This is a genomic window from Enterobacter cloacae complex sp., from assembly GCF_900322725.1.
GTDB classification, from domain to species: domain Bacteria; phylum Pseudomonadota; class Gammaproteobacteria; order Enterobacterales; family Enterobacteriaceae; genus Enterobacter; species Enterobacter quasihormaechei.
This window is the reverse complement of the sequence record NZ_LT991957.1, coordinates 2,553,725-2,576,994: the sequence shown is the minus strand read 5'-3', so window position 1 is coordinate 2,576,994 and position 23,270 is coordinate 2,553,725. Positions and strand designations below refer to the sequence as shown.

Annotated in this window: 27 protein-coding genes; 10 read left to right on the top strand and 17 right to left on the bottom strand. The window is 56.1% G+C overall.

Features of this window, described 5'->3' with window-relative positions:
• The first annotated feature begins 15 nt into the window (after window positions 1-15).
• Entirely contained in the window at window positions 16-657 is a 642-nt protein-coding gene (msrA, locus tag DBR02_RS12885; RefSeq protein WP_063867179.1) for a peptide-methionine (S)-S-oxide reductase MsrA, read from the top strand.
• A gap of 225 nt (window positions 658-882) precedes the next feature.
• Window positions 883-2,220, top strand: a complete 1,338-nt coding sequence (locus tag DBR02_RS12880) for a hemolysin family protein (RefSeq protein ID WP_006810357.1) — start codon at window positions 883-885, stop codon at window positions 2,218-2,220.
• 76 nt (window positions 2,221-2,296) lie between these two features.
• Here the strand turns inward: DBR02_RS12880 and DBR02_RS12875 are convergent, their stop codons facing one another.
• Window positions 2,297-2,503 (bottom strand): DUF1107 domain-containing protein, encoded by a 207-nt coding sequence (locus DBR02_RS12875; protein WP_003856054.1) that lies wholly within the window; start codon window positions 2,501-2,503, stop codon window positions 2,297-2,299.
• Window positions 2,504-2,827: 324 nt separating this feature from the next.
• On the opposite strand from DBR02_RS12875, the gene DBR02_RS12870 reads away from it, so the two are divergent.
• Window positions 2,828-3,385 (top strand): YtfJ family protein, encoded by a 558-nt coding sequence (locus DBR02_RS12870; RefSeq protein WP_063867176.1) that lies wholly within the window; start codon window positions 2,828-2,830, stop codon window positions 3,383-3,385.
• Here DBR02_RS12870 and cysQ read toward each other — a convergent pair.
• Entirely contained in the window at window positions 3,379-4,119 is a 741-nt protein-coding gene (gene cysQ / locus DBR02_RS12865) for a 3'(2'),5'-bisphosphate nucleotidase CysQ (RefSeq protein WP_107534523.1), read from the bottom strand. The two genes, DBR02_RS12870 and cysQ, sit on opposite strands and share 7 nt — an antisense overlap.
• A 190-nt stretch (window positions 4,120-4,309) precedes the next feature.
• Between cysQ and DBR02_RS12860 the strand changes: the two genes are divergently transcribed.
• Entirely contained in the window at window positions 4,310-6,253 is a 1,944-nt protein-coding gene (locus tag DBR02_RS12860) for a bifunctional 2',3'-cyclic-nucleotide 2'-phosphodiesterase/3'-nucleotidase (RefSeq protein ID WP_107534522.1), read from the top strand.
• A 68-nt stretch (window positions 6,254-6,321) separates the two neighbouring features.
• On the opposite strand, the gene DBR02_RS12855 is transcribed toward DBR02_RS12860, so the two are convergent.
• Window positions 6,322-6,708, bottom strand: coding sequence for a winged helix-turn-helix transcriptional regulator (locus DBR02_RS12855; RefSeq protein WP_173937194.1), 387 nt, complete (start codon window positions 6,706-6,708; stop codon window positions 6,322-6,324).
• 84 nt (window positions 6,709-6,792) lie between these two features.
• On the opposite strand from DBR02_RS12855, the gene DBR02_RS12850 reads away from it, so the two are divergent.
• From DBR02_RS12850 to DBR02_RS12840, 3 genes are all read left to right on the top strand, one after another.
• On the top strand, window positions 6,793-7,641 hold the full coding sequence (locus DBR02_RS12850) for an SDR family oxidoreductase (protein ID WP_107534521.1): 849 nt from the start codon (window positions 6,793-6,795) through the stop codon (window positions 7,639-7,641).
• 81 nt (window positions 7,642-7,722) lie between these two features.
• Complete coding sequence (locus DBR02_RS12845; RefSeq protein WP_107534520.1) at window positions 7,723-8,547, top strand: AraC family transcriptional regulator; 825 nt, start codon at window positions 7,723-7,725, stop codon at window positions 8,545-8,547.
• A 75-nt stretch (window positions 8,548-8,622) separates the two neighbouring features.
• On the top strand, window positions 8,623-9,588 hold the full coding sequence (locus DBR02_RS12840) for a DMT family transporter (protein WP_107534519.1): 966 nt from the start codon (window positions 8,623-8,625) through the stop codon (window positions 9,586-9,588).
• 80 nt (window positions 9,589-9,668) lie between these two features.
• On the opposite strand, the gene DBR02_RS12835 is transcribed toward DBR02_RS12840, so the two are convergent.
• Window positions 9,669-11,318, bottom strand: coding sequence for a methyl-accepting chemotaxis protein (locus DBR02_RS12835; protein ID WP_107534518.1), 1,650 nt, complete (start codon window positions 11,316-11,318; stop codon window positions 9,669-9,671).
• A gap of 244 nt (window positions 11,319-11,562) precedes the next feature.
• Between DBR02_RS12835 and ytfE the strand changes: the two genes are divergently transcribed.
• Complete coding sequence (ytfE, locus tag DBR02_RS12830) at window positions 11,563-12,225, top strand: iron-sulfur cluster repair protein YtfE (RefSeq protein ID WP_107534517.1); 663 nt, start codon at window positions 11,563-11,565, stop codon at window positions 12,223-12,225.
• An 85-nt stretch (window positions 12,226-12,310) separates the two neighbouring features.
• On the opposite strand, the gene cycA is transcribed toward ytfE, so the two are convergent.
• Together cycA and fklB are read right to left on the bottom strand one after the other, a co-directional pair.
• Window positions 12,311-13,720 carry a D-serine/D-alanine/glycine transporter gene (cycA, locus tag DBR02_RS12825; RefSeq protein WP_063450909.1) on the bottom strand — a complete coding sequence of 470 codons (1,410 nt, stop codon included), beginning with the start codon at window positions 13,718-13,720 and terminating at the stop codon, window positions 12,311-12,313.
• 314 nt (window positions 13,721-14,034) lie between these two features.
• Window positions 14,035-14,655 (bottom strand): FKBP-type peptidyl-prolyl cis-trans isomerase, encoded by a 621-nt coding sequence (fklB, locus tag DBR02_RS12815; RefSeq protein WP_063450910.1) that lies wholly within the window; start codon window positions 14,653-14,655, stop codon window positions 14,035-14,037.
• Between the two features lie 231 nt (window positions 14,656-14,886).
• Between fklB and DBR02_RS12810 the strand changes: the two genes are divergently transcribed.
• Window positions 14,887-15,525: an OapA family protein gene (locus DBR02_RS12810; protein ID WP_107534516.1), complete on the top strand. Its 639-nt coding sequence runs from the start codon at window positions 14,887-14,889 to the stop codon at window positions 15,523-15,525.
• Between the two features lie 47 nt (window positions 15,526-15,572).
• Here DBR02_RS12810 and DBR02_RS12805 read toward each other — a convergent pair whose 3' ends face one another.
• The 5 genes from DBR02_RS12805 to rpsF all read right to left on the bottom strand — a co-directional run bounded on the left by DBR02_RS12805 (window position 15,573) and on the right by rpsF (window position 18,094).
• Window positions 15,573-16,502 (bottom strand): DMT family transporter, encoded by a 930-nt coding sequence (locus DBR02_RS12805; RefSeq protein WP_107534515.1) that lies wholly within the window; start codon window positions 16,500-16,502, stop codon window positions 15,573-15,575.
• 152 nt (window positions 16,503-16,654) lie between these two features.
• A complete protein-coding gene (gene rplI / locus DBR02_RS12800) occupies window positions 16,655-17,104 on the bottom strand; it encodes a 50S ribosomal protein L9 (protein WP_006810372.1) in 450 nt (149 codons plus the stop codon).
• 41 nt (window positions 17,105-17,145) lie between these two features.
• Window positions 17,146-17,373: a 30S ribosomal protein S18 gene (rpsR, locus tag DBR02_RS12795; protein ID WP_000135199.1), complete on the bottom strand. Its 228-nt coding sequence runs from the start codon at window positions 17,371-17,373 to the stop codon at window positions 17,146-17,148.
• A gap of 4 nt (window positions 17,374-17,377) precedes the next feature.
• The gene (gene priB, locus DBR02_RS12790; protein ID WP_022646836.1) at window positions 17,378-17,692 is read right to left on the bottom strand and encodes a primosomal replication protein N; all 315 of its coding nucleotides are present in this window, start codon (window positions 17,690-17,692) and stop codon (window positions 17,378-17,380) included.
• Between the two features lie 6 nt (window positions 17,693-17,698).
• Window positions 17,699-18,094 carry a 30S ribosomal protein S6 gene (gene rpsF, locus DBR02_RS12785; protein ID WP_003856034.1) on the bottom strand — a complete coding sequence of 132 codons (396 nt, stop codon included), beginning with the start codon at window positions 18,092-18,094 and terminating at the stop codon, window positions 17,699-17,701.
• A 341-nt stretch (window positions 18,095-18,435) separates the two neighbouring features.
• Between rpsF and yjfY the strand changes: the two genes are divergently transcribed.
• On the top strand, window positions 18,436-18,711 hold the full coding sequence (gene yjfY / locus DBR02_RS12780) for a DUF1471 family protein YjfY (RefSeq protein ID WP_107534514.1): 276 nt from the start codon (window positions 18,436-18,438) through the stop codon (window positions 18,709-18,711).
• Window positions 18,712-18,846: 135 nt separating this feature from the next.
• Here yjfY and DBR02_RS12775 read toward each other — a convergent pair whose 3' ends face one another.
• From DBR02_RS12775 to ulaA, 6 genes are read right to left on the bottom strand one after another with little or no spacing between them, the layout of a single operon-like run.
• On the bottom strand, window positions 18,847-19,533 hold the full coding sequence (locus tag DBR02_RS12775) for an L-ribulose-5-phosphate 4-epimerase (RefSeq protein ID WP_107534513.1): 687 nt from the start codon (window positions 19,531-19,533) through the stop codon (window positions 18,847-18,849).
• Window positions 19,526-20,386 (bottom strand): L-ribulose-5-phosphate 3-epimerase, encoded by an 861-nt coding sequence (locus DBR02_RS12770; RefSeq protein WP_063867157.1) that lies wholly within the window; start codon window positions 20,384-20,386, stop codon window positions 19,526-19,528. The genes DBR02_RS12775 and DBR02_RS12770 overlap by 8 nt, the downstream gene beginning before the upstream one ends.
• Window positions 20,387-20,395: 9 nt before the next feature.
• Window positions 20,396-21,046 (bottom strand): 3-keto-L-gulonate-6-phosphate decarboxylase UlaD, encoded by a 651-nt coding sequence (gene ulaD / locus DBR02_RS12765; RefSeq protein ID WP_063867155.1) that lies wholly within the window; start codon window positions 21,044-21,046, stop codon window positions 20,396-20,398.
• 13 nt (window positions 21,047-21,059) lie between these two features.
• A complete protein-coding gene (ulaC, locus tag DBR02_RS12760; RefSeq protein ID WP_107534512.1) occupies window positions 21,060-21,527 on the bottom strand; it encodes a PTS ascorbate transporter subunit IIA in 468 nt (155 codons plus the stop codon).
• Window positions 21,528-21,536: 9 nt separating this feature from the next.
• Window positions 21,537-21,842: a PTS ascorbate transporter subunit IIB gene (gene ulaB / locus DBR02_RS12755; protein ID WP_025758276.1), complete on the bottom strand. Its 306-nt coding sequence runs from the start codon at window positions 21,840-21,842 to the stop codon at window positions 21,537-21,539.
• 12 nt (window positions 21,843-21,854) lie between these two features.
• A complete protein-coding gene (gene ulaA / locus DBR02_RS12750; protein ID WP_022646831.1) occupies window positions 21,855-23,255 on the bottom strand; it encodes a PTS ascorbate transporter subunit IIC in 1,401 nt (466 codons plus the stop codon).
• Window positions 23,256-23,270 lie beyond the last annotated feature (15 nt).

The window sequence follows — 23,270 nt, the reverse complement described above, 5'->3', positions numbered from 1 at the left end:
CCGGGAGGCCCCACCGTGAGTTTATTCGATAAAAAGCATCTGGTATCACAAGCCGATGCGTTACCGGGACGCAACACCCCTATGCCAGTGGCGACATTACACGCCGTAAACAACCATTCAATGACAAATGTTCCTGATGGAATGGAGATCGCCCTGTTTGCCATGGGCTGCTTCTGGGGCGTAGAGCGCCTGTTCTGGCAGCTGCCGGGCGTTTACAGTACCGCTGCGGGCTATACCGGAGGGTATACGCCTAACCCAACCTACCGCGAAGTCTGTTCCGGCGAAACCGGGCATGCCGAGGCGGTCCGTGTGGTGTATGACCCGAGCGTTATCAGCTATGAACAGCTGCTCCAGGTGTTCTGGGAAAACCATGATCCGGCGCAGGGCATGCGTCAGGGTAACGATCACGGCACCCAATACCGTTCGGCTATTTATCCGCTCACCCCAGAGCAGGAGGCTGCGGCCCACGCCAGCCTGACGCGTTTCCAGGAAGCGATGCAGGCCGCTGGCGATAAACGCCAGGTGACGACCGAAATCGCTACCGCGAAACCGTTCTACTATGCCGAAGACGATCACCAGCAGTATCTGCATAAAAATCCGTACGGCTACTGCGGGATTGGCGGCATCGGCGTTTGCCTGCCTCCACAGCACGCCTGATTACTGCACTAGCGCCACGCGAGCCGCGTGGCGCATAACTCAACCACACTCCCCGCCGCAGGCCCACCTTATTTGTCGAAAACGTGACCTCTGGCAGATTTACACGCCTTTACGCTATACTACCGCTGAAATAATCGGCTCAACGCTACGAGCTGACTTCAATGTGTCTTCACACGAATGGTATCAACTCCCCTTCTGAGGATCTGGCGAGAAGCCAGATAAACTATGTTAAACAGTATTTTAGTAATACTTTGTCTTATTGCCGTCAGTGCATTTTTCTCGATATCGGAGATCTCGCTGGCTGCCTCCCGTAAAATCAAACTGAAGCTGCTTGCCGACGAGGGCAACATCAACGCATCACGCATTTTGAAAATGCAGGAAAATCCCGGCATGTTCTTTACCGTGGTGCAGATTGGCCTGAACGCGGTCGCCATTCTTGGCGGTATCGTGGGCGATGCAGCATTTTCTCCGGCGTTTTATAGCCTCTTTGTAAAGTACATGTCCGTAGAGCTGGCCGAGCAGTTGAGCTTCATCCTCTCCTTCTCGCTGGTCACCGGTTTGTTCATTCTATTCGCGGACCTGACCCCGAAACGCATCGGTATGATTGCGCCAGAAGCTGTGGCTTTGCGTATCATCAACCCGATGCGCTTCTGTCTGTACGTCTTCCGCCCGCTGGTGTGGTTCTTTAACGGCCTGGCGAACGTCATTTTCCGCATCTTCAAGCTGCCGATGGTGCGTAAAGACGACATCACATCCGATGATATTTACGCCGTGGTTGAAGCCGGGGCGCTGGCAGGCGTGCTGCGCAAGCAGGAACACGAGCTGATTGAGAACGTTTTCGAACTGGAATCCCGTACCGTTCCCTCTTCCATGACCGGCCGTGAGAACATCATCTGGTTCGATCTGCATGAAGATGAGCAGAGCCTGAAGACCAAAGTGGCGCAGCATCCGCACTCCAAATTCCTGGTCTGTAACGAAGATATCGACCATATCATCGGCTATGTGGACTCCAAAGACCTGCTGAACCGCGTGCTGGCAAACCAGAGCCTGGCGCTGAACAGCGGCGTGCAGATCCGCAATACCCTGATTGTGCCGGACACCCTGACGCTCTCCGAAGCGCTGGAAAGCTTCAAAACTGCGGGTGAAGACTTCGCGGTGATCATGAACGAATATGCGCTGGTGGTGGGCATTATCACCCTCAACGACGTCATGACGACGCTGATGGGCGACCTGGTCGGCCAGGGGCTGGAAGAGCAAATTGTGCAGCGTGACGAGAACTCATGGCTGATTGACGGCGGTACGCCGATTGAGGACGTGATGCGCGTGCTGGATATCGACGAGTTCCCGCAGTCCGGAAACTACGAGACCATCGGCGGCTTTATGATGTTTATGCTGCGTAAGATCCCGAAACGTACCGACTCGGTGAAGTTCTCCGGCTTCAAGTTTGAAGTGGTGGATATTGATAACTACCGCATCGACCAGCTGCTGGTGACGCGCATTGATAGTAAACCGACCGTGCTGGTGCCGAAACTGCCAGATGCGGAAGAGAAGGTGTCGGCGTAATCCTTCGCCTGCCCCACAAACATCAACGGCTCCCATCGGGAGCCGTCTTTTTAACGACTACTGCATAGCACGTTGGTTAAGCCATCTCAGTTTGCAGACGCATAACCTGACGGTTGACTTCGGACATCACAGACAGGTGCTGTTTGTCCTTCACTTTTGGGATAAGGATTTTGCCCTTATCGAACTCAAAAGCGCCAACATCCTTGATATACAACCGTCCACGGAACAGGATCTTCACGTACTTCGCCACCTGAAGCGGGTTGTAGCGTTGGAAAATTTTCATTCTTGTATCTCCTGCGAATCATACGCCCTTGCGGTGCCACAATCGGCCCGACTGTCCTGAGCGCAAATTTTGATGCCCAATGACTATAGACCAGAACCTCGTACTTACCCAGTGTGCATAAGTTTATTTACCGTTTGATTACAATTATTCAGAATAATCTTTGCAAAGCGTGATGCAGAGCAGTATATGCCGTCGTTTTTGCGTGGATATGTGCGTTCGCCCGCAAACTGGCATCGGGATTGCGGGAAAAGCCCATTGATCGCACTTATGATTAAAAGCGCATGACCAAGTGGTCGGATCACCTGCTCACAATAAGGAAACACCATGACCCTACGTAACCTCCTGGCAGCAGCTTGCCTGTTGCTGCCGCTGATGGCTTCCGCACACAACATTGAAAAAGGAGAACGCGTTCCGCCAGTCGGTATTGCTGACCGGGGAGAATTGATTCTCGACAATGATAAGTTTAGCTATAAAGCCTGGAATAGCGCGCAGCTCGCAGGCAAAGTGAGAGTTGTACAACATATTGCCGGACGTACATCCGCAAAAGAGAAAAACGCGACCCTTGTGGAGGCGATCAAGACCGCAAAACTCCCGCACGATCGCTACCAGACCACCACCATCGTGAATACCGACGATGCGATTCCCGGCTCCGGGATGTTTGTGCGCTCAAGCCTCGAGAGCAATAAGAAGCTCTATCCGTGGTCGCAGTTTATTGTCGACAGCAACGGCGTGACGCGTAAGGCGTGGCAGCTGGAAGAGGAGAGCTCAGCGATTATCGTGCTGGATAAAGCGGGCCGCGTGCAGTGGGTTAAAGACGGGGCGCTGACGCAGGATGAGGTGCAGCAGGTGGTTGCCCTGCTGCACAAGCTGCTGGATCAGTAGAGTGACACCCGGAAGCCCGGGTTCAGGAATGACTCGCGCGGGGTATAGTCCAGCGGCTTACCCTGCCAGTCATGCACATGCGCGCCCGCCGCTGCGGCAACGGCGTGGCCTGCGGCGGTATCCCAGACGTTAGTCGGCCCGAAACGGGGGTACAGCTGCGCCTGCCCTTCTGCCACCAGGCAGAACTTCAGCGACGATCCGATCGACGTCGTCTGGTGTTCGCCCAGCTGTTGCAGGTACTCTTCCAGCTCGCTGTCGCTGTGCGAGCGGCTGATCACCACCAGCGGAGGACGGGCATCGCGCACCTGGATCTGCTTACGTACGCTGCACTCTTCCTTCCAGGCTTTGCCTTCCGCCGCGCTGTACATCACCTTCATCACCGGGGCGTAGACCACGCCGAGCACCGCCTTTCCTTTTTCAATCAGGGCGATGTTGACGGTGAACTCACCGTTACGCTTGATGAACTCTTTCGTACCGTCCAGCGGATCGACCAGCCAGTAACGCTGCCAGTGCTGACGTTCGTCCCAGCTCTGGGGCGCTTCTTCAGAAAGGACCGGAATATCCGGCGTCAGGGCCTGCAAGCCTTTCAGGATCACCGCATGCGCCGCGATATCCGCCGCCGTCACCGGGGAGTCGTCCGCTTTGCTGACAACGTCCATCGGTTTTGCACCGTCGTACACCTGCATAATGGCATCACCCGCATCCCGTGCGAGCTGACAAATTTTATCTAACATTCTCCACCTCTTCGTTAACGCAGTGGGCATAACTTATTGTTTTAGTTATATCGTAATGTGAACAATTCCGCTATCTGTGAAGCAATTCTGGTTTCAGCGCTCTTTTTTCTGGCAGCATTCACACTTCTGTAAGCAACAAATACTACATACATATTCTTTTGTGGCTTGGATCGAAAAAAGGACTCCTCAGATGATTAAGTTTAGCGCAACGCTCCTGGCAACGCTGATTGCGGCCAGCGTTCAGGCAGCGACGGTGGATCTCCGTATTCTGGAAACGACCGATCTGCACGGCAACATGATGGACTTCGATTACTACAAAGATACGCCTGTCGAAAAATTCGGACTGGTACGTACGGCAAGTTTAATCAACGCCGCCCGCGGTGAAGTAAAAAACAGCGTGCTGGTGGACAACGGCGATCTCATTCAGGGCAGCCCGCTCGGCGACTACATGGCGGCGAAGGGGCTGAAGAAAGGCGAGATCCATCCTGTTTATAAGGCAATGAATACGCTGGACTATGCCGTCGGCAACCTCGGTAATCACGAATTTAACTACGGCCTGAAATACCTGCACGACGCGCTGGCAGGGGCAACGTTCCCGTACGTTAACGCCAATATCATCGACGCTAAGACGGAGAAGCCGCTTTTTACCCCTTACGTGATTAAAGAGACCGAAGTGGTCGACAAGGACGGTAAAAAACAGACGCTGAAAATCGGCTATATCGGCTTTGTACCGCCGCAAATCATGACGTGGGATAAAGCCAACCTCGACGGGAAAGTGACCGTCAACGACATTACCGAAACGGCGCGCAAATACGTGCCGGAAATGCGTGCGAAAGGCGCGGACGTGGTGGTGGTGGTGGCCCACTCAGGCCTGTCGGCAGATCCGTATCGGGCGATGGCTGAGAACTCGGTGTATTACCTCAGCCAGGTACCGGGCGTCGATGCGATCCTGTTCGGCCACGCCCACGCCGTCTTCCCGGGTAAAGACTTCGCCAGCATCAAAGGCGCAGATATTGAAAAAGGCACGCTCAACGGCGTGCCAGCGGTGATGCCGGGGATGTGGGGCGATCACCTCGGGGTGGTGGATCTGGTGTTGAACAACGACAGCGGAAGCTGGAAAGTCACCCAGTCGAAGGCGGAAGCGCGCCCGATCTACGACGCGGTGGCCAAAAAATCACTCGCGAATGAAGACAAAGCGCTGGTCGACGTCCTGAAGCACGATCACGACGCCACGCGTGAATTTGTCAGCAAGCCGATCGGTAAATCCGCCGACAACATGTATAGCTTCCTGGCGCTGGTACAGGACGATCCGACCGTGCAGGTAGTCAACATGGCCCAGAAAGCCTACGTCGAGGACTATATTCAGGGCGATCCGGACCTGGCCAATCTGCCGGTACTGTCTGCCGCGGCGCCATTCAAAGTGGGCGGACGTAAGAACGATCCGGCCAGCTACGTTGAGGTGGAAAAAGGCCAGCTGACCTTCCGTAATGCCGCGGATCTCTACCTCTATCCCAACACCCTCGTGGTGGTGAAAGCCACGGGAAAAGAGGTGAAGGAGTGGCTGGAGTGCTCTGCCGGGCAGTTCAATCAGATCGATCCGCACAGCAGCAAGCCGCAGTCGCTGATTAACTGGGACGGTTTTCGCACCTACAACTTCGACGTGATCGACGGCGTGAAGTATCAGATTGATGTTACCCAGCCCGCGAAATATGACGGCGAATGCCAGGCCATTAATCCGCAGGCGGAGCGCATTAAAAACCTGACCTTCAACGGCAAGGCCATTGACCCGAATGCTACCTTCCTGGTGGTGACCAACAACTACCGCGCTTACGGCGGTAAGTTTGCCGGTACGGGTGACAGCCACATCGCCTTTGCCTCGCCGGACGAGAACCGCTCGGTGCTGGCGGCGTGGATTAGCGCAGAGACGAAAAAGGCGGGTGAAATTCATCCGGCGGTGGACAACAACTGGCGTCTGGCGCCAATCCACAGCGACACGACGCTGGATATTCGCTTTGAGACATCGCCGTCCGATAAAGCCGCCGCGTTTATCAGGGATAACGCGCAGTATCCGATGAAAAAGGTCGCGACGGATGATATCGGGTTCGCGATTTATCAGGTGGATTTGAGCAAGTAGTGTAATTGCCGGGTGGCGGCTTCGCCTTACCCGGCCTACGGGCTCTGGGTTTGCGCGCCTCCCGGCTTTTACGCCGCACGCTCATCCCGATTCGCCATCACCTGCGGCGTCTTCACCTCAATCCAGTCCGCCAGCGCGGCGACTTTCTCGCTGACCTCGATACCCATCGGGGTCAGACTATACTCCACGTGCGGCGGCACAACCGGATAAGAAACGCGGTTAACAAACCCGTCCTGCTCCAGCGCCTGGAGCGACTGGGCCAGCATTTTCTCGCTGACGCCGCCCATCTTGCGGCGCAGGTCGCTGAAGCGATGCGTGCCCTGACGCAATGCCACCAGGATCAGCACTCCCCAGCGGCTGGTAACGTGTTTGAGCACCTCCCTTGACGGACACTGTTCCGCAAAGAGGTTGCCATCGCGCATTTGCTCGCTGAGCGTCGGTACCGTTGTTTTCATACTTACCTTTTTGTACGTACTTACTAAAAGTTAGTGATGGTGATAGTGTGCCACAACACCAGACAAACACGAAGGAGATTCATCATGATCGCGATTACCGGCGCAACCGGCCAGCTTGGCCAACTCGTTATTGAAGAACTGCTGAAAACCGTTCCGGCCAGCCAGATCGTGGCTATTGTGCGTAACCCGGCAAAAGCCGACGCCTTAAGCCAGCGGGGAATGGTGGTACGTCAGGCGGACTATACCGACCAGGCCGCGTTCACCACCGCCCTGAACGGCGTGGATAAGCTGCTGCTTATCTCCTCCAGCGAAGTGGGCCAGCGCGCCGCACAGCATCAGAACGTGATTAACGCCGCCAAAGCCGCTGGGGTGAAACTTATCGCCTACACCAGCCTGCTGCATGCGGATACCTCCCCGCTGGGTCTGCACGTTGAACACGTAGAAACCGAGAAAGCGCTGGCTGAATCCGGCGTACCTTACACCCTGCTGCGCAACGGCTGGTATACCGAAAACTATCTTGCGAGCGTGCCGCCTGCCCTGGAACACGGCGTATTTATTGGTGCCGCAGGTGAAGGCAAAATTGCCTCGGCGACCCGGGCGGATTACGCGGCGGCGGCAGCAAAAGTGGTTTCTGAAGAGGGTCATGCCGGCAAGGTGTATGAACTGGCGGGCGACAGTGCCTGGACGCTGAGCGAACTGACGGCGGAGCTGAGCAGACTGAGCGGCAAGCCGGTGGCGTATCAGAACCTGAGCGAAGCGGACTTCGCCGCCGCGCTGAAGGGCGCTGGCCTGCCTGCCGGGCTGGCGGATATGCTGGCGGATTCCGACACCGGCGCGTCCAAAGGCGGCCTGTTTGACGACAGCCGTACCCTGAGCAAACTGATCGGTCGCCCGACCACGCCGCTGGCGGAGAGCATCAAAGCGATTCTGTAATTGTTAAGAATTGGTTATTTTTGGTGGCATCACTTCGGGTCATCTCTGATAATGAGGCGATGACCCACGAGGAGGCTCACCGTGCAAGGCGTACCGGAACAGTTTACTGATGAGAGAGACAGCGCGCGCTTTCGCCATCTGGCGCAGCTGCCGGGTCTGGAGCTTTATCACGCCCATATCTCTGACTACGCCTTCGAGCCGCACACTCACGAAGCGTTTGGCATCGGCACCATTGAAACCGGCGCCGAACGCTTCCGCTATCGCGGTACCCAGCATCTTGCCGCGGAAAAATCCGTCGTGACCATGAACCCGGACGAGATCCACACCGGAGAATCCGCCACCGAAGGCGGCTGGCGCTACCGGATGATCTATATCGAACCCGACCTGCTGGAAGAAGTCACCGGCCTGCGCCACTGGTGGTTTAGCGACGTCACGCGTCACGATCCGCTGCGTTCGCAACAGATAGGCCAGTTGATTTATGGCCTGTGGCACACGGACGATCCGCTGGCGCAGAAAGGATTGCTGCTGGATCTGATTGAGACGTTCCAGCCGCTGGCCCGTCATGCGCCGGTAGCCCGGGAGGGCGCGCACCGCTTCGAGCGCGTTCGCGACTATCTGCACGACAACTATATGCGCGCGCTCACCCTGGACGAGCTGGCGAGCGTCGTTTCGCTCAGTCCGTACCATTTCCAGCGCCAGTTCAAAGCCCATTTCCACGTTACGCCACACCAGATGCTGATGGCGATTCGCCTGTGGCGCGCAAAGGCGTTTCTCACTCACGGCATGCCTGCCGCCGAAGTCGCCGCCGCAACGGGGCTGACCGATCAGTCTCACCTGACCCGCGCCTTTACCCGCCGCTACGGCATTACGCCCGTGCGTTACCAGAAGCAGGTTTCGCCGCGCTAATGCGCAACCTCATACAATACGCACGCATCTGTGCCTCCTACACTGGCTACAACATGTATTACTGTGGATGGAAAGATGATTAGCGGCGTGTTGTATGCCCTGCTTGCAGGGTTGATGTGGGGACTGATTTTCGTCGGCCCGCTGATAGTGCCGGAGTACCCGGCGATATTGCAGTCGACCGGACGCTATCTGGCGCTGGGGCTGATTGCCGTGCCGCTGGCGTGGCTGGGGCGTGCGCGTCTGCGCCAGCTGAGTCGCCAGGACTGGCTCACCGCGCTGGCGCTGACGATGATGGGCAACCTGATCTACTACGTCTGCCTGGCCAGTGCTATTCAGCGCACCGGCGCGCCGGTTTCCACCATGATTATCGGCACGCTGCCGGTCGTCATTCCTGTTTTCGCGAACCTGCTGTACAGCCAGCGTGACGGCAAACTGGCGTGGTCAAAAATGGTGCCCGCGCTGGTATGCATCGCCGTGGGGCTGGCTTGCGTGAATATTGCCGAACTTCGCCATGGTCTGGAAAATTTCAGCATGTGGCGTTACGGTTCAGGGATCTTTCTGGCGGTTATTTCGGTGGTCTGCTGGGCCTGGTATGCCCTGCGCAACGCACGCTGGCTGCGGGAAAACCCGGATAAGCATCCAATGATGTGGGCCACGGCGCAGGCGCTGGTCACGCTTCCCGTCTCGCTGCTGGGCTATGCGGGTGCGTGTGTCTGGCTGGGTAGCCAGCATCCGGATTTCGCCCTGCCCTTCGGACCGCGCCCGTGGGTATTCGTCGGGTTAATGGTTGCGATTGCTGTGCTGTGTTCGTGGGTGGGCGCGCTGTGCTGGAACATTGCCAGCCAGAAGCTGCCGACGGTGATATTAGGGCCGCTGATTGTCTTTGAGACGCTGGCCGGGCTGCTCTATACCTTCCTGATGCGCCAGAGCATGCCGCCGCTGTTAACGGCCTGCGGGATCGCGCTGCTGGTCGTTGGGGTAGTGATTGCGGTGAGAGTGAAGCCGGAAAAACCGAGGGTTGTTCCGGCGTCGGAGGGGTGAGCTTTTCGCCCAGCGGCGCTTCGCTTGCAGGGCCTACAAAACCGTAGGCCGGGTAAGCGTCAGCGCCACCCGGCACAATGTCAGAACGTTTCCCAGTTCGCTTCAGATGCCGTTGCTACGGGCTGCGCCTTAGGCGCGTAAGCCTTCACGGGCGCGGCTTTAACCGCCTGGTTGCGGGTGATCTTAAATACCGCCACCGCTTCGTTCAGGCGCGCGGCCTGATCTTCCAGCGCCGCTGCCGCTGCCGCAGACTCTTCCACCAGCGAGGCGTTCTGCTGGGTAACGCGATCCATCTCCGCTACCGCCTGGCCCACCTGATCGATACCGCGGCTCTGCTCGTCGGAGGCTGAGGCAATCTCGCCCATGATGTCCGTCACGCGCGTAACCGCATTGACGATCTCCGCCATCGTCGCCCCCGCTTCATTCACCAGCTGAGAGCCCGCGTTAACGCGCTCGCCGGAATCATCGATCAGCGCTTTGATCTCTTTCGCCGCCTGTGCGCTGCGTTGTGCAAGGGTACGCACCTCGCCCGCGACAACCGCGAAGCCACGCCCCTGCTCGCCCGCACGCGCCGCTTCGACCGCCGCGTTCAGCGCCAGAATGTTGGTCTGGAAGGCGATACCGTCAATCACGTTGGTGATCTGCGCAATCTTGCTGGAGCTGGTGGCGATTTCATCCATCGTACGCACCACGCCCTCGACCACGTTTCCGCCCTTCTTCGCGGTGGAAGAAGCATCCAGCGCCAGACGCGACGCCTGACGCGCGTTATCGGCGTTTTGCTTCACGGTAGCGGTTAGCTGCTCCATGCTGGCTGCCGTCTCTTCCAGGGAGGCGGCCTGCTGCTCGGTACGGGACGAGAGATCGTTACTGCCGGCCGAGATTTCACCCGCGCCGGTGTAGATTGTATCTGCGCCTTCGCGCACCACGCCCACCGTATTCGCCAGCGCGGTCTGCATCTCCTGAACGTTACGCGCCAGGATCGCCATTTCGTTTTTACCATCAGCGTGAATCGGCTGGGTTAAATCGCCTGCCGCAATGGCGCGGATGTGGTTGATCACCTCTTCCAGCGGTAACAGCAGCACGCGGCGCATAGCAATCCAGCTGGAGATAATGACGGCTACCACCAGCAGCATGACCGCAGAAAGGATCCACAGAATCCGCTTGTAGTCGCTTTCATTGTCCTTGATGCCTTTGTCGGTGAGCGCGGCCTGCGCCTCGCGCCACTCGCGGTAGACCTTTTGCATCGCGGTCTGCTTGTGTTCGGCATTTTGTTTGAACATCTCTTCCAGGTTGCCCTGACCCAGCAGAACGTTCATCTGCGTCAGCGTGGCGGAGTAGATGCGATACTGCTCTTCAAGCCTATCGGCCAGGTGCTCGTCCATGCCCGGCGTTTCCGGCAGCGCGTAGTATTTATCGTAATGGGTCTGGGCATCGGCCAGCAGGTTTTTCGCGGTATTGACCAGCTCGTTCAGCTGCCCGCCGTTAATCTGAGATGCCATGCTGCTTTGCAGACGCAGCATGCCACGGTTGAGGGTAACGCGCGCCTGGTTAAGGCTGATCCAGGCGTCGGTCAACTCCGCGACGTTCTGGCTGGAAAGCTGAGAAACGGTGAAGTTCTCTTTATCGTTATTGAGCGCATTAATGAAAATGCCGGCTGAGATCAGCTGCATGATGCCGAGCACGAGCAGCACCGAGATGAGAAGAGTAATGACTTTTATACGTTTGAACATGCGTTGCCTTTTGATATGCAGGTATTGTCTGACCTGTATCTATCGGCACGTGCGGCAGGTTGTTTACTGTTTCTCCACCTTAAAAAACTTTCGAAAGCTTTTTTCTGCATTCAATCAGCAGGTTAAAAGCACGCTTTTTTTGTGATCGTCCTCTCACTTTTACCCTTGCCTCTAAAGGGTTATAGTATCGCCTTAAAGATGCATTTAAAATGCATCTTATATTTCTGATGATGAGGTAACTCCTATGGCCTTCCGCGACCAACCCTTGGGCGAGCTGGCGCTCTCCATCCCTCGCGCTTCTGCGCTGTTCCGTAAATACGATATGGATTACTGCTGCGGCGGTAAGCAAACGCTGGCGCGCGCAGCGTCGCGTAAAGAGCTGGATGTAGAAACTATTGAAGCGGAGCTGGCTAAGCTGGCAGAACAGCCTGTCGACAAAGACTGGCGCACCGCGCCGCTGGCTGAAATCATCGACTACATTATCGTGCGTTACCACGACCGTCACCGTGAACAGCTGCCGGAGCTGATTTTACAGGCCACCAAAGTAGAGCGCGTTCACGCCGATAAACCTTCCGTACCGCGCGGCCTGGCGAAATACCTGACCATGCTGCACGAAGAACTTTCCAGCCACATGATGAAAGAAGAGCAGATCCTCTTCCCGATGATTAAACAGGGAATGGGAAGCCAGGCGATGGGGCCCATCAGCGTGATGGAAAGCGAACATGATGACGCGGGGGAACTGCTGGAGGTGATCAAACACACCACCAACAACGTCACGCCGCCACCTGAGGCGTGCACCACCTGGAAAGCCATGTACAACGGCATTAATGAGATGATTGACGACCTGATGGAGCACATCAGTCTTGAGAATAACGTGCTGTTCCCGCGGGCATTGGCTGATAAATAAAAAAGCCCGGTAGCGCTAGCGCTTACCGGGCCTACAACGTCCTCGAACGTAGGCCGGGTAAGCGTCAGCGCCACCCGGCACATGCTTAACGCATGCCTGCCATACGTTTCTTACCGATAAACAGCCAGCCCAGCCCCAGCGCGATAAACCACAGTGGCGTGACGATCAGCGCCTGACGGGTATCGTCTTCCAGCGTCAGCAGCACCAGCACAAAGACGAAGAACGCCATGCACACCCAGCACATCAGCTTGCCCAGCGGCATCTTGTAGATCGACTTCTCGTGCAGGTGTGGACGCTGCTTGCGGTACACCAGGTACGAGCAGAGGATGATGGTCCAGACGAACATGAACAGGATCGCCGACACCGTGGTGATCATGGTGAACGCGCCGATTACGCTCGGGTTGACGTAAAGCATCACCACGCCGCCCAGCAGGCAGATGCAGGAGAAGGTCAGCCCTTTCGCCGGCACCGCGCGTTTTGAGAGTTTGGCAAACGCGCTCGGGGCAACGCCCTCCTGCGCCAGTCCGAACAGCATACGGCTGGTGGAGAACACGCCGCTGTTCGCAGACGACGCCGCAGAGGTAAGCACCACGAAGTTAATCAGGCTTGCCGCCGCCGGCAGACCGACCAGCACAAACAGCTCAACGAACGGGCTCTTGGTTGGCACCACCGAGCTCCACGGCGTCACGGACATAATGATAATCAGCGCGAATACGTAGAACATGATGATACGCAACGGGATGGAGTTAATCGCGCGCGGCAGGGATTTCTCCGGATCTTTGGTTTCCGCCGCCGTTGTGCCGACCAGCTCAATCCCCACGAACGCGAACACCGCAATCTGGAAGCCGGCAAAGAAGCCGCTGATGCCTTTCGGGAACCAGCCGCCGTCATTCCACAGGTGGGCAAACGACGCCTGAACGCCGGTTGGCGACTGGAAGTGCGTCAGCACCATCACCAGCCCGACGACAATCAGCGCGATGATGGCAACGATTTTGATCATCGCGAACCAGAACTCCATCTCACCGAACATTTTTACGGTGGCGAGGTTAAGGCTCAGCAGCAGGATAATCACCGCCAGCGAGGCCACCCAGTCCGACAGGCCGGGGAACCAGAACTGCGCGTAGGCCGTGATGGCGACAACGTCCGCCATACCGGTGACCACCCAGCAGAACCAGTAGGTCCAGCCGGTGAAATAGCCTGCCCAAGGACCGAGCAGGTCGGACGCGAAATCGCTGAAGGATTTATATTCGAGGTTCGAGAGCAGCAGTTCACCCATTGCACGCATCACGAAGAAGAGCATAAAACCGATGATCATATAAACGAAGATGATCGACGGGCCGGCAAGACTGATGGTTTTGCCCGATCCCATAAACAGCCCGGTGCCGATGGCGCCCCCAATGGCAATGAGCTGAATGTGACGGTTTGTGAGATTTCGCCGTAGCGACTGTTCAGACGTCGCCTCTTCCGCGGCGGCGACTTTGACCTGATCTACCATGTGATATTTTCCTGTTTATGCCTGTCTGTGTTGTTACGGCTCTTCTGGCCTTTAAATACGCCAAATAAATGACGGTCCCTTTGTAAGGACTAATCGATAGTAGGTAAGAATCGGCGGGATGAATACTATGATTTGGATATTATGTTAATAATATGTTGAAAGTGAGTGTCATATCACTCATACAGCGCGAAACAGCTCACAAAAATACACGTAACAGTTTCGTTTGCAATACAAAATGTTGATTCCGTCGTAACTCCAGGTTTTATCGCTATTTTCCTCTCCCCGACTGGAGAGAGGAAAATAAGAAAAACCGATTACAGGATTTCCAGCAGCTCGACTTCAAACACCAGGGTGCTGAATGGCGGAATGGACGCGCCAGCGCCGCGCTCGCCGTAAGCCAGGTTGTGCGGGATGGTCAGTTCCCACTTTGAGCCTACCGGCATCAGGGTCAGGGCTTCGATCCAGCCTGGAATAACGCCGTTAACCGGGAACTCAGCCGGTTCGCCACGCGCAACGGAGCTGTCGAACACGGTACCGTCGATCAGCTTACCGGTGTAGTGTACGCGAACGTGGTCGGTACGCGCCGGGATAGCGCCATCACCCTGATTGATTACGCGGAACTGCAAGCCGGATTCGGTGCTGTTCACGCCTTCACGCTCGCGGTTCTCTTCCAGATATTTAACGCCTTCTGCCGCCATCTCTTCGAAACGCGCGCGACGCACGGCGTCAGCACGTTCATGAATTTCACGCAGCGCACGGTGCACAACGTCAACCGGCACGGCGGGTTGCTTGCCTTCCAGCGCATCAGCGATACCCGCCACCAGCGCTTCCGGTAACAGACCTTCCAGGCCGGATTCGCTCAGCTGCTGTCCTACCTGCAAGCCGATGCCGTAGCTTGCCTGCGCTTCGATAGTGTCAAAAGTCGGGGTGGTCATGGGTTTTCCTTCCATCACATTTAAAGTAGCGGGCAGCATATCAGCCATGCCCTTATGGGTAAAACTTTGTCTTAAGTAAAGGTGACAAACAGCGGCGAAACGGAAACAATAGTAGCCGTCAGGATTTTCCCAAATATATGTCACGAAAGCTGGCTTTGTTACGCCCATCAGGCAGTTAGCAAACTACACTTCTCAGGACAGGATAAAAAGACGCGGAGCAGGAGGAGAGCCATGCCCGGGCGATTTGAACTGAAACCTACCCTGGCGAAAATCTGGCATGCGCCGGATAACTTTCGCATCATGGACCCGCTGCCGCCTTTGCACCGCAGAGGCATTATCATTGGCGCGCTGCTGATCGTCATCGGCTTCCTGCTTCCTTCCGGCAGTGACAACGTTGATACCGCGCCGGTCAGCCGGAACGCGGAACTGGATATCCAGTCGCAAAGCCAGCCGCAGCCGGATTCACAGCCGATGCAGACGCAGCTGGTCACACCCTCTAACGAGCCGGGCCAGGTTGCGCCGGTTGAACCTGAACCCGTTCAGGAAGATCAGGAGCAGGCCGCCGCTCCTTCAGAGCCGCAGGCGCAACAGCCGACCGGCATTGAGCAGCAGTGGCGTTCGTATCGCGTAGAGTCAGGGAAAACCCTTGCCCAGCTGTTCCGCGACCACAATCTGCCGGCAACGGATGTGTATGCCATGGCGCAGGTTGAAGGGGCAGGCAAACCGCTCAGCAACCTGCAAAATGGTCAGATGGTGCAGATCCGCCAGAATGCCAGCGGCGTAGTGACGGGGCTGACCATTGATACGGGGAATGGTCAGCAGGTGCTGTTTACCCGTCAGCCGGACGGCAGTTTTATCCGGGCACGCTAGTTCCCGTAGGCCGGGTCAGGCGAAGCCGCCTCCCGGCACGTCATTTCTCAGGCGCTCCGCTTGTTCACCCACCAGATCCCCGAACAGACCAGCACCAGCGCAATCGCATATTTGATGTCCAGAATGTTTTCGCCGAGGAAGATGGCGGAAAGCACCGTCCCTGCAACAGGAATGACAAAGTTGAACGGAGCAATCATGCTCACGCGGTTCACCTTCAGCAGCGCGCTCCACAGGGCGAAGGCCACGGATGAGAGCAGGGTCAGGTATCCCAGCACGGTGACGGCCTTCATGCTGTGCACTTCCAGCGTCCCGCCCGTGATATAGCCTCCCGCAACCAGTGCCGCCCCGCCTATCGCCAGCTGCCAGCCCGTCATCACCGTCGGGTCAACGGTCTGGGAAATACGTTTCCCGTAAAGCGTGGCGGCAGAGAGAATAAAGGCCGCCAGCACGACAAATCCGTCACCTTGCCAGACAAACTGGAAATCACGTAACCCGCCGTGGAAGTTCACCAGCATCACCCCGGCGAAGCCCAGAACGCAGCCCAGCGTTTTGTTGTAGCTGAGTTTGTCATTGTGGTAGATAAAGTGCGCCAGCAGCACGCTGAAGAAGGTGCCGGTGGCATTCATGATCGAGCCGTTCACCCCGGTGGTGTAGGCCAGACCGATATAAAAGAAGGTGTACTGGATGGTAGTCTGGGTAAGCCCAAGGATCGTGAGCTGGCCAAACTGCGTGGGCGTGAGCCTGCCTATCGGTTTTCGCTGGGCCAGGGCAAAGAGCAGCAGCAGCGCACCGGCAAACAGAAAACGGTATCCGGCAAAGACGACTTTGGATGGGATATCATCGGTCGCGATCTCAAAAAGTTCGTAGCCGCTTTTAATGGCCGGGTAAGAGCTTCCCCAAAGCAGACAGCAGAGCGTGGCGCAGGCATAGGCCACATTTCGACGGGCAAAGACGGGCGTGGGCAGAGCGGTATCCATGACAAATCTCATAAATAAAATTGCGTTTCAATTTATTATCAGAGAATGCGTCAGGAATAGCGACCTTACAATAGCAAAACATGACGTAGCGTCACGCTAAAAAGCAAAACGCCGGCACAAGGCCGGCGCTTCGACGTGAGCAGAGTAAAAAATTACTCAGCTACTACGTTAACAACCAGTTTAGCGAACACTTCGCTGTGAACCTGGAAGTCAACTTCGTGCTCACCAGTGGTACGCAGAACGCCGTTCGGCATGCGAACTTCGCTCTTAGCCACTTTAACGCCTGCCGCAGTGACTGCATCAGCGATATCGCGGGTACCGATGGAACCGAACAGTTTACCTTCGTCGCCAGCTTTAGACGCGATGGTAACGGTGCCCAGTGCGTTGATTGCTTCAGCGCGAGCGTTAGCAGCCGCCAGAACGTCAGCCAGTTTGGCTTCCAGTTCAGCACGACGTGCTTCGAAAAACTCTACGTTTTTCTTAGTAGCTGGAACAGCTTTACCCTGTGGTACCAGGAAGTTACGAGCGTAACCCGCTTTAACGTTTACCTGATCACCCAGGCTGCCCAGGTTTGCTACTTTATCAAGCAGAATAACTTGCATTACCTTATCCTCTTAAAGTCGTATTAATGGACCGTGCCCGATTACTGATGACGATCAGTGTACGGCAGCAGAGACAGGTAGCGAGCGCGTTTGATAGCGCGAGCCAGCTGACGCTGATATTTTGCACGAGTACCGGTGATACGGCTTGGGACAATCTTACCGCTTTCGGTGATGTAGTTTTTCAGCGTTGCGATATCTTTATAGTCGATCTCTTGAACGCCTTCCGCGGTGAAACGGCAGAACTTGCGACGACGGAAATAACGTGCCATTTGGCTAGTCTCCAGTATCTATCAAATCAATCTGCTCGGCATGCAGAACCATTTTGCTCAGGCCGTTCTTTGCCTTGTGGCAAGAGATGAACCCCTGAACGATTACTGCGCTACCGACCGTTAAACTGTGAGTAATGGCCTGGTTTTCGTGTCCGCTAATAATAACGGGCATTTGACACCACGCCTGCCGGTGAAACCCGGCTTCCTCTTGCACAGAACGATGCTCAAGCACGAACTGGCAATGCGGAATTCCTGATGGGCTGACCTTTCGAAGGGGGGTCCTGCACACGGTGCCGGACAACACCAGACGGTTGGTCATCAGAAATTACTCTTCAGAATCCCCAGCATCAGAATCATCTGCGGTTTCGTTTGCGAAATCATCGCGACGCTCACGGCGCTCGTCTTTCGCTTTAACCATCGGAGATGCTTCGGTCACTGCGTGTTTGGTACGCATAACCATGCTGCGGATAACGGCATCGTTGAAGCGGAAGGTAGTTTCCAGCTCATCAATCACTTCCTGCGGCGCTTCAACGTTCATCAGAACGTAGTGAGCTTTGTGCAGTTTGTTGATTGGGTAAGCCAGCTGACGGCGGCCCCAGTCTTCCAGACGGTGGATCGTGCCTTCTGCACCAGTGATGGCAGCAGAGTAACGCTCGATCATACCCGGAACCTGTTCGCTCTGGTCAGGATGGACCATAAAAACGATTTCGTAATGACGCATCGAATTGCTCCTTACGGATTATTCAGCCTCCTGTCTGGGTCAGCCGAGGCCCGGGGAGGCAAGGAACGTGTTAAAGGTCGGCTGAAAAATTGACGCGTCATAATACTTGCGCCCCCCGCTAAACACAAGGTGATTGCACAAATAATTCGCACAAAGCGTAAAGCTGATCTAAGTGGGTGATTTAAAATCACTCGCATCAGAAGCGCTGTTTTTTTGAACAACACCATCAGAAATGGTCACCCATCGCAACCAGAGGAGCGATTACACTTTAATCAGAATCCCTTAAACAGAGAAGGAGCGCATTACCCCGTATCACCGCACGCAGTCGTGGAGCGCATATCATGAAAAGAATCGCAATCGCCATTTTGGCTGCGCTTTTGCTCAGTGCAAACGCAATGGCAGCCATCAGGATAGACAGCCGACAGGCCAGAAACATGGATGATGTGCAGAGCTTAGGCGTAATTTACATCAATCATAACTTCGCCACTGAAAGTGAAGCAGATCGGGCGCTGAATGAAGAAACCGACGCGCGGGGCGCAAAATACTATCACGTCATCCTGACACGTGAGCCCGGCAGCAACGGCAATATGCACGCCAGTGCAGATATCTACCAGTAACGTTTTATCGCCAGCACCAGGAAAGCCAACGAAAATCAAAGCAATATATGACTTGCCCCCTGCGCGGGGGCTTTTTTTATGAATGGCCCCGGAATACCACCGGTTACAGCTGTTTCGGTATTCCAGAGCACATATTCACTTCTGCCCGTAATAAGCATTGGGTCCGTGCTTACGCATGAAATGCTTGTTCATCAGGTAATCATCAATGCCCTGAAGCTGCGGGTTAATGCCGTGCGCAATCCACGCCATTCGAGCCACTTCTTCCATGACCACCGCGTTATGCACGGCGTCATGCGCATCTTTACCCCACGAGAACGGACCATGCTGGTACACCACAATCCCCGGCGTGTGCAGTGGTTCCGTCTCACCCAGCGTTTCGATAATGACCCTGCCGGTGTTGAGTTCGTACTCACCTTCGACTTCAGCCTGCGTTAACGCGCGCGTGCAGGGAATATCACCGAAGAAGTAGTCCGCATGGGTTGTGCCCAGCGCCGGAATTGCCAGCCCAGCCTGCGCCCAGGCGGTCGCGTGCGTGGAGTGGGTGTGAACAACGCCCCCCAGAGACGGATAACGCTGGTACAGCGCCAGATGGGTTGCCGTATCTGAAGAAGGACGCCATTTGCCCTCAACGACGTGTCCTTCGAGGTCAACCACCACCATATCTTCAGCGCTCATGGCATCATAGGCTACGCCGCTCGGCTTAATCACCACCCGCCCCTGCTCGCGATCGATGGCGCTCACGTTGCCCCAGGTGAACGTCACCAGGCCATAGCGCGGCAGCTCCATATTGGCCTCAAAGACCTGCTGTTTTAGCTTAAGCATGTTCCGCCTCCAGCAGGCCTGCCCGCGCCATCCGCTCGCGCACCCAGTCCCTGGCTTTCGCCACTTCTGCCGCCGGGTCGTCCGCAGTTTCGCTCCACATCTCAATCAGATAAGGCCCGCAATAGCCGGTCTGTTTGAGCGTCTGGAAGCACCGTTCGAAATCCACCACCCCGGTGCCGAACGGCACGTTTTTAAACACGCCGGGACGGGTATCTTTGACGTGCACCGCAACGATATGCCCGATGCCCGCCTGAAGCTCCATCTGTACGTCGTTATCCCATGCCGACAGGTTGCCGATATCCGGATACAGCTGGAACCACGGGTTGTTCAGGTAGTGTGCGTAGCCCAGCGCCTTGCTGATGGAGTTCATCAAGGGATAATCCATGATCTCCATCGCCAGCGTCACCTGCGCGCGGCTGGCCATCTCAACGCTCTCTTTCAGGCCGTCCCGGAAACGACGGCGCGTTTCATCGTTGGCGTCCTGATAGTAAACGTCGTAACCCGCCAGCTGGATCACGCGGATGCCGACATCCTGCGCAAAACGAATGGCTTTGCGCATGATCTCCAGCCCTTCAGCGCGCACGGCATCGTCTTCACTGCCAAGCGGAAAACGACGGTGCGCGCTCAGGCACATGGATGGCACCCGCACGCCGGTTTCGGCAATGGCGCTCACCAGCGCCAGACGCTGCTCGCGGGTCCAGTCCAGGCGAGAAAGGCGCTCGTCCGTCTCATCCACCGACATTTCGACAAAATCAAAACCCAGCTGCTTCGCCAGCTGTAACCGCTCCAGCCAGCACTCCCCCGCAGGGAGTGCCTTTTCATAGATGCCAAGCGGGACCTGTTTTGACAACATACCCGCTCCTTAGCCCCAAAGCTGAGCGATGGAGCGTTTGAACTGACGCGCCGCTTCCACCGGAGATGCCGCGTCGCGAATGCTGCGGCCGGCAATAAAGACGTGGATTGGAATACCCTTGAACAGCGGCAGATCTTCCAGCGCCAGGCCACCGGTAACGGTGACTTTGAAGCCCATATCGGCCAGGCGTTTGATCGCGCTGATATCGGCCTCGCCCCACGCCACGCCTGCGGCCTGCGCATCGCGGCTGCGGTGATATACCACCTGCTGGATACCCGCGTCGCGCCACGCCTGCGCCTGCTCCCAGGTCCAGAAACCGGTCAGCTCTATTTGCACGTCGCCGTTAAACTCTTTTGCCACATCCAGGGCACCTTTCGCGGTGTTGATATCCGCACAGCAAATCACGGTGACCCAGTCAGCGTTGGCTTCGAAGCACATGCGAGAGAGAATTTTGCCCGCATCGGCGATTTTGGCATCTGCGAGCACGATTTTATGCGGGTAGAGCGCTTTCAGGTCGCGAACCGCGCGAACGCCCTCGCCTACGCACAGAATGGTGCCCACTTCGATGATGTCGACTTCTTCCGCAATCAGGCGGGTGGTTTCGTAGGCGTGAGACAGCGTCTGGTTATCCAGCGCGACCTGCAACATTGGTAATGACATATTCAATTCCCTCTTAAACTGCCGCCGCAGTGGCGTGATCAATTAAATCCAGTACTTCCTGCGCGGTACGGCAGGCGCGTAAACGGTCGAAATTGGCTTCGTCCTCAAACAGATTGACGATTTGCATGATCCCCACCTCCTGGTGGGTGTTGGCATCGACAGCCGCCATGGTGATGAGGATATCGACCGGGTCGTTATCTTCGTGGTTGAACACCAGCGGCGTTTTCAGCGTCACCAGCGAAAAACCGGTTTTCCTGACGCCCTCTTCCGGACGTCCATGCGGCATGGCCAGCCCCGGGGCAATCACAAAATAGGGGCCGTGCTGCGCCACGCCGTCCAGAATGGCCTGGTAATAACGCGGCTCGACAACGTCCGCCTTAACCAGCAGATCCACGCTCAGCTTCACCGCGTCCTGCCAGGTGCTGGCGTCGGCCTGTAAAAGGATGGAGTTATTATCTGCCAGCGAATCACGTAGTTTCATGTGGCGTCCTTACTTCACGTCCTGTGGGAAGTGTTCTTTGATCACGTCCAGCAGTTTTGGTCCAAAATCCGCAGGCGACAGCATGTTGCGCACGCCTACCACGTATTTGTTACCCGAGACGCTAATCTCACCGGCAATGTGCGTTGAGGCGATGATGATGTCCGCGCCGTTCAGTTCACTTTTGTATTCACCCACTGCGCAGCTGTTCACCGTGTGGTCAATGTTTGACTGGGTTAAAAACTGGTCCACTTTCATTTTCATGATCATGGAGCTTCCTTGCCCATTGCCACACACAGCCAGGATACGTACGGTCATAATCGAAACTCCTTAGTGAGCAGAAACTTCTGCTGTTTGTTTTTCCGCATCTTCTTCAGCCCGCAGCGAACGGCCAGCGAAGAACATATAAGTCAATGCAATCAGGATGATGACGGCCATAAAGACCAGCCCGACGGAGGCAAAGCCCTGCATCATCGGCGGTGCCAGAATTGACCAGTCCGCCATGCCCATCCAGGCGCTCATTCCAGTGAGCTTGACCGCCCACACGCAGCCGAAGATTTCAACCATGCCCATCACCAGGCAGATCTTGAGCGCGGCGCGCCATCCGCCGAAGTGGTTCGCAAACACGCCGATGGTGGCGTTGGAGAAGAACATCGGGATAAAGCCGGGAATAATCAGGATGGAGGAGCCACAGCCCACCAGGATGCCGACTGCAATCAGCTGGCCGATGGTGCCCCACATAAAGCCCCAGACCACGGCGTTAGGCGCAAAGCTATAGATAGCCGCACAGTCAATCGCCAGTACCGCGCCAGGGATCAGACGCTGGGAGATACCGTTGAACGCCTCAGAGAGTTCGGCAACGAACATGCGCACGCCCTGGGTGATGATGAAAATGGCCACGGCGAAAGAGAAGCCGGTTTGCAGGATATAGACCGTCCAGTGGGTTTTACCCGCCATGGCCTGCACCACGTCAATGCCGAAGGAGAGCAGAATGGCACCGAAGAAAAGGGTCATCACAATCGCCGTTGAGACGATGTTGTCGTGGAAGATATTCAACCAGCCAGGCAGTTTGAGGTCTTCGACACTCTCCTCTTTTTTGCCCAGATAAGGCGCAACTTTGTAGGCAATCCAGGAGGCGAACTGCTGCTGGTGACCGATGGAAAAGCCGCAGCCGTCCGTGACGTCCTGCGTGGGCTTGTACATCATGTTGGAGGTGATGCCCCAGTAAAGCGAGACCAGCACTGCCGTGCAGATGACCGTGGTCCACATTGGGTAGCCAAAGATATAGAGAGAAACGGCAATCAGCCCCGCCTGCTGGAACATGATGTGTCCGGTAAGCATGATGGTACGAATGCCGGTGATGCGACGCAGGAGCACGTAAATGATGTTCAGCGCCAGCGCGAGCAGTACCGCATACCCAACCCAGCTGTACGCATCACCCATGCGATCGATAGTGGCCATCATGGACGCGTAAGTGTCAGAGATGGCGCCGTTAATGCCGTACACCTCGGACATTTTGGCAACGACCGGCTTAAACGTGCTGGTCAGAATGCCAGACCCCGCCTGCAACAGCATAAAACCAATGATGGTTTTGATGGTGCCTTTGATTATCACGCTGACGCTTTTGCGCAGCAGGATGTAACCCAGGCACGTCACGATACCCAGCAACAGCGGGGCGTTGGTCATTACCTGATTAAAGAACACGGTAAAGACGTTGTAGAGGATCTCCATAACTCTCTCCAGAAA

Excerpts from the sequence above, each read along its gene's own strand:
- DBR02_RS12880 (WP_006810357.1), top strand. The coding sequence starts at position 883 with ATGTTAAACAGTATTTTAGTAATACTTTGTCTTATTGCCGTCAGTGCA.
- DBR02_RS12875 (WP_003856054.1), bottom strand. The coding sequence starts at position 2,503 with ATGAAAATTTTCCAACGCTACAACCCGCTTCAGGTGGCGAAGTACGTG.
- DBR02_RS12870 (WP_063867176.1), top strand. The coding sequence starts at position 2,828 with ATGACCCTACGTAACCTCCTGGCAGCAGCTTGCCTGTTGCTGCCGCTG.
- cysQ (WP_107534523.1), bottom strand. The coding sequence starts at position 4,119 with ATGTTAGATAAAATTTGTCAGCTCGCACGGGATGCGGGTGATGCCATT.
- DBR02_RS12860 (WP_107534522.1), top strand. The coding sequence starts at position 4,310 with ATGATTAAGTTTAGCGCAACGCTCCTGGCAACGCTGATTGCGGCCAGC.
- DBR02_RS12855 (WP_173937194.1), bottom strand. The coding sequence starts at position 6,708 with ATGAAAACAACGGTACCGACGCTCAGCGAGCAAATGCGCGATGGCAAC.
- DBR02_RS12850 (WP_107534521.1), top strand. The coding sequence starts at position 6,793 with ATGATCGCGATTACCGGCGCAACCGGCCAGCTTGGCCAACTCGTTATT.
- DBR02_RS12840 (WP_107534519.1), top strand. The coding sequence starts at position 8,623 with ATGATTAGCGGCGTGTTGTATGCCCTGCTTGCAGGGTTGATGTGGGGA.
- DBR02_RS12835 (WP_107534518.1), bottom strand. The coding sequence starts at position 11,318 with ATGTTCAAACGTATAAAAGTCATTACTCTTCTCATCTCGGTGCTGCTC.
- ytfE (WP_107534517.1), top strand. The coding sequence starts at position 11,563 with ATGGCCTTCCGCGACCAACCCTTGGGCGAGCTGGCGCTCTCCATCCCT.
- cycA (WP_063450909.1), bottom strand. The coding sequence starts at position 13,720 with ATGGTAGATCAGGTCAAAGTCGCCGCCGCGGAAGAGGCGACGTCTGAA.
- fklB (WP_063450910.1), bottom strand. The coding sequence starts at position 14,655 with ATGACCACCCCGACTTTTGACACTATCGAAGCGCAGGCAAGCTACGGC.
- DBR02_RS12810 (WP_107534516.1), top strand. The coding sequence starts at position 14,887 with ATGCCCGGGCGATTTGAACTGAAACCTACCCTGGCGAAAATCTGGCAT.
- DBR02_RS12805 (WP_107534515.1), bottom strand. The coding sequence starts at position 16,502 with ATGGATACCGCTCTGCCCACGCCCGTCTTTGCCCGTCGAAATGTGGCC.
- rplI (WP_006810372.1), bottom strand. The coding sequence starts at position 17,104 with ATGCAAGTTATTCTGCTTGATAAAGTAGCAAACCTGGGCAGCCTGGGT.
- rpsR (WP_000135199.1), bottom strand. The coding sequence starts at position 17,373 with ATGGCACGTTATTTCCGTCGTCGCAAGTTCTGCCGTTTCACCGCGGAA.
- priB (WP_022646836.1), bottom strand. The coding sequence starts at position 17,692 with ATGACCAACCGTCTGGTGTTGTCCGGCACCGTGTGCAGGACCCCCCTT.
- rpsF (WP_003856034.1), bottom strand. The coding sequence starts at position 18,094 with ATGCGTCATTACGAAATCGTTTTTATGGTCCATCCTGACCAGAGCGAA.
- yjfY (WP_107534514.1), top strand. The coding sequence starts at position 18,436 with ATGAAAAGAATCGCAATCGCCATTTTGGCTGCGCTTTTGCTCAGTGCA.
- DBR02_RS12775 (WP_107534513.1), bottom strand. The coding sequence starts at position 19,533 with ATGCTTAAGCTAAAACAGCAGGTCTTTGAGGCCAATATGGAGCTGCCG.
- DBR02_RS12770 (WP_063867157.1), bottom strand. The coding sequence starts at position 20,386 with ATGTTGTCAAAACAGGTCCCGCTTGGCATCTATGAAAAGGCACTCCCT.
- ulaD (WP_063867155.1), bottom strand. The coding sequence starts at position 21,046 with ATGTCATTACCAATGTTGCAGGTCGCGCTGGATAACCAGACGCTGTCT.
- ulaC (WP_107534512.1), bottom strand. The coding sequence starts at position 21,527 with ATGAAACTACGTGATTCGCTGGCAGATAATAACTCCATCCTTTTACAG.
- ulaB (WP_025758276.1), bottom strand. The coding sequence starts at position 21,842 with ATGACCGTACGTATCCTGGCTGTGTGTGGCAATGGGCAAGGAAGCTCC.
- ulaA (WP_022646831.1), bottom strand. The coding sequence starts at position 23,255 with ATGGAGATCCTCTACAACGTCTTTACCGTGTTCTTTAATCAGGTAATG.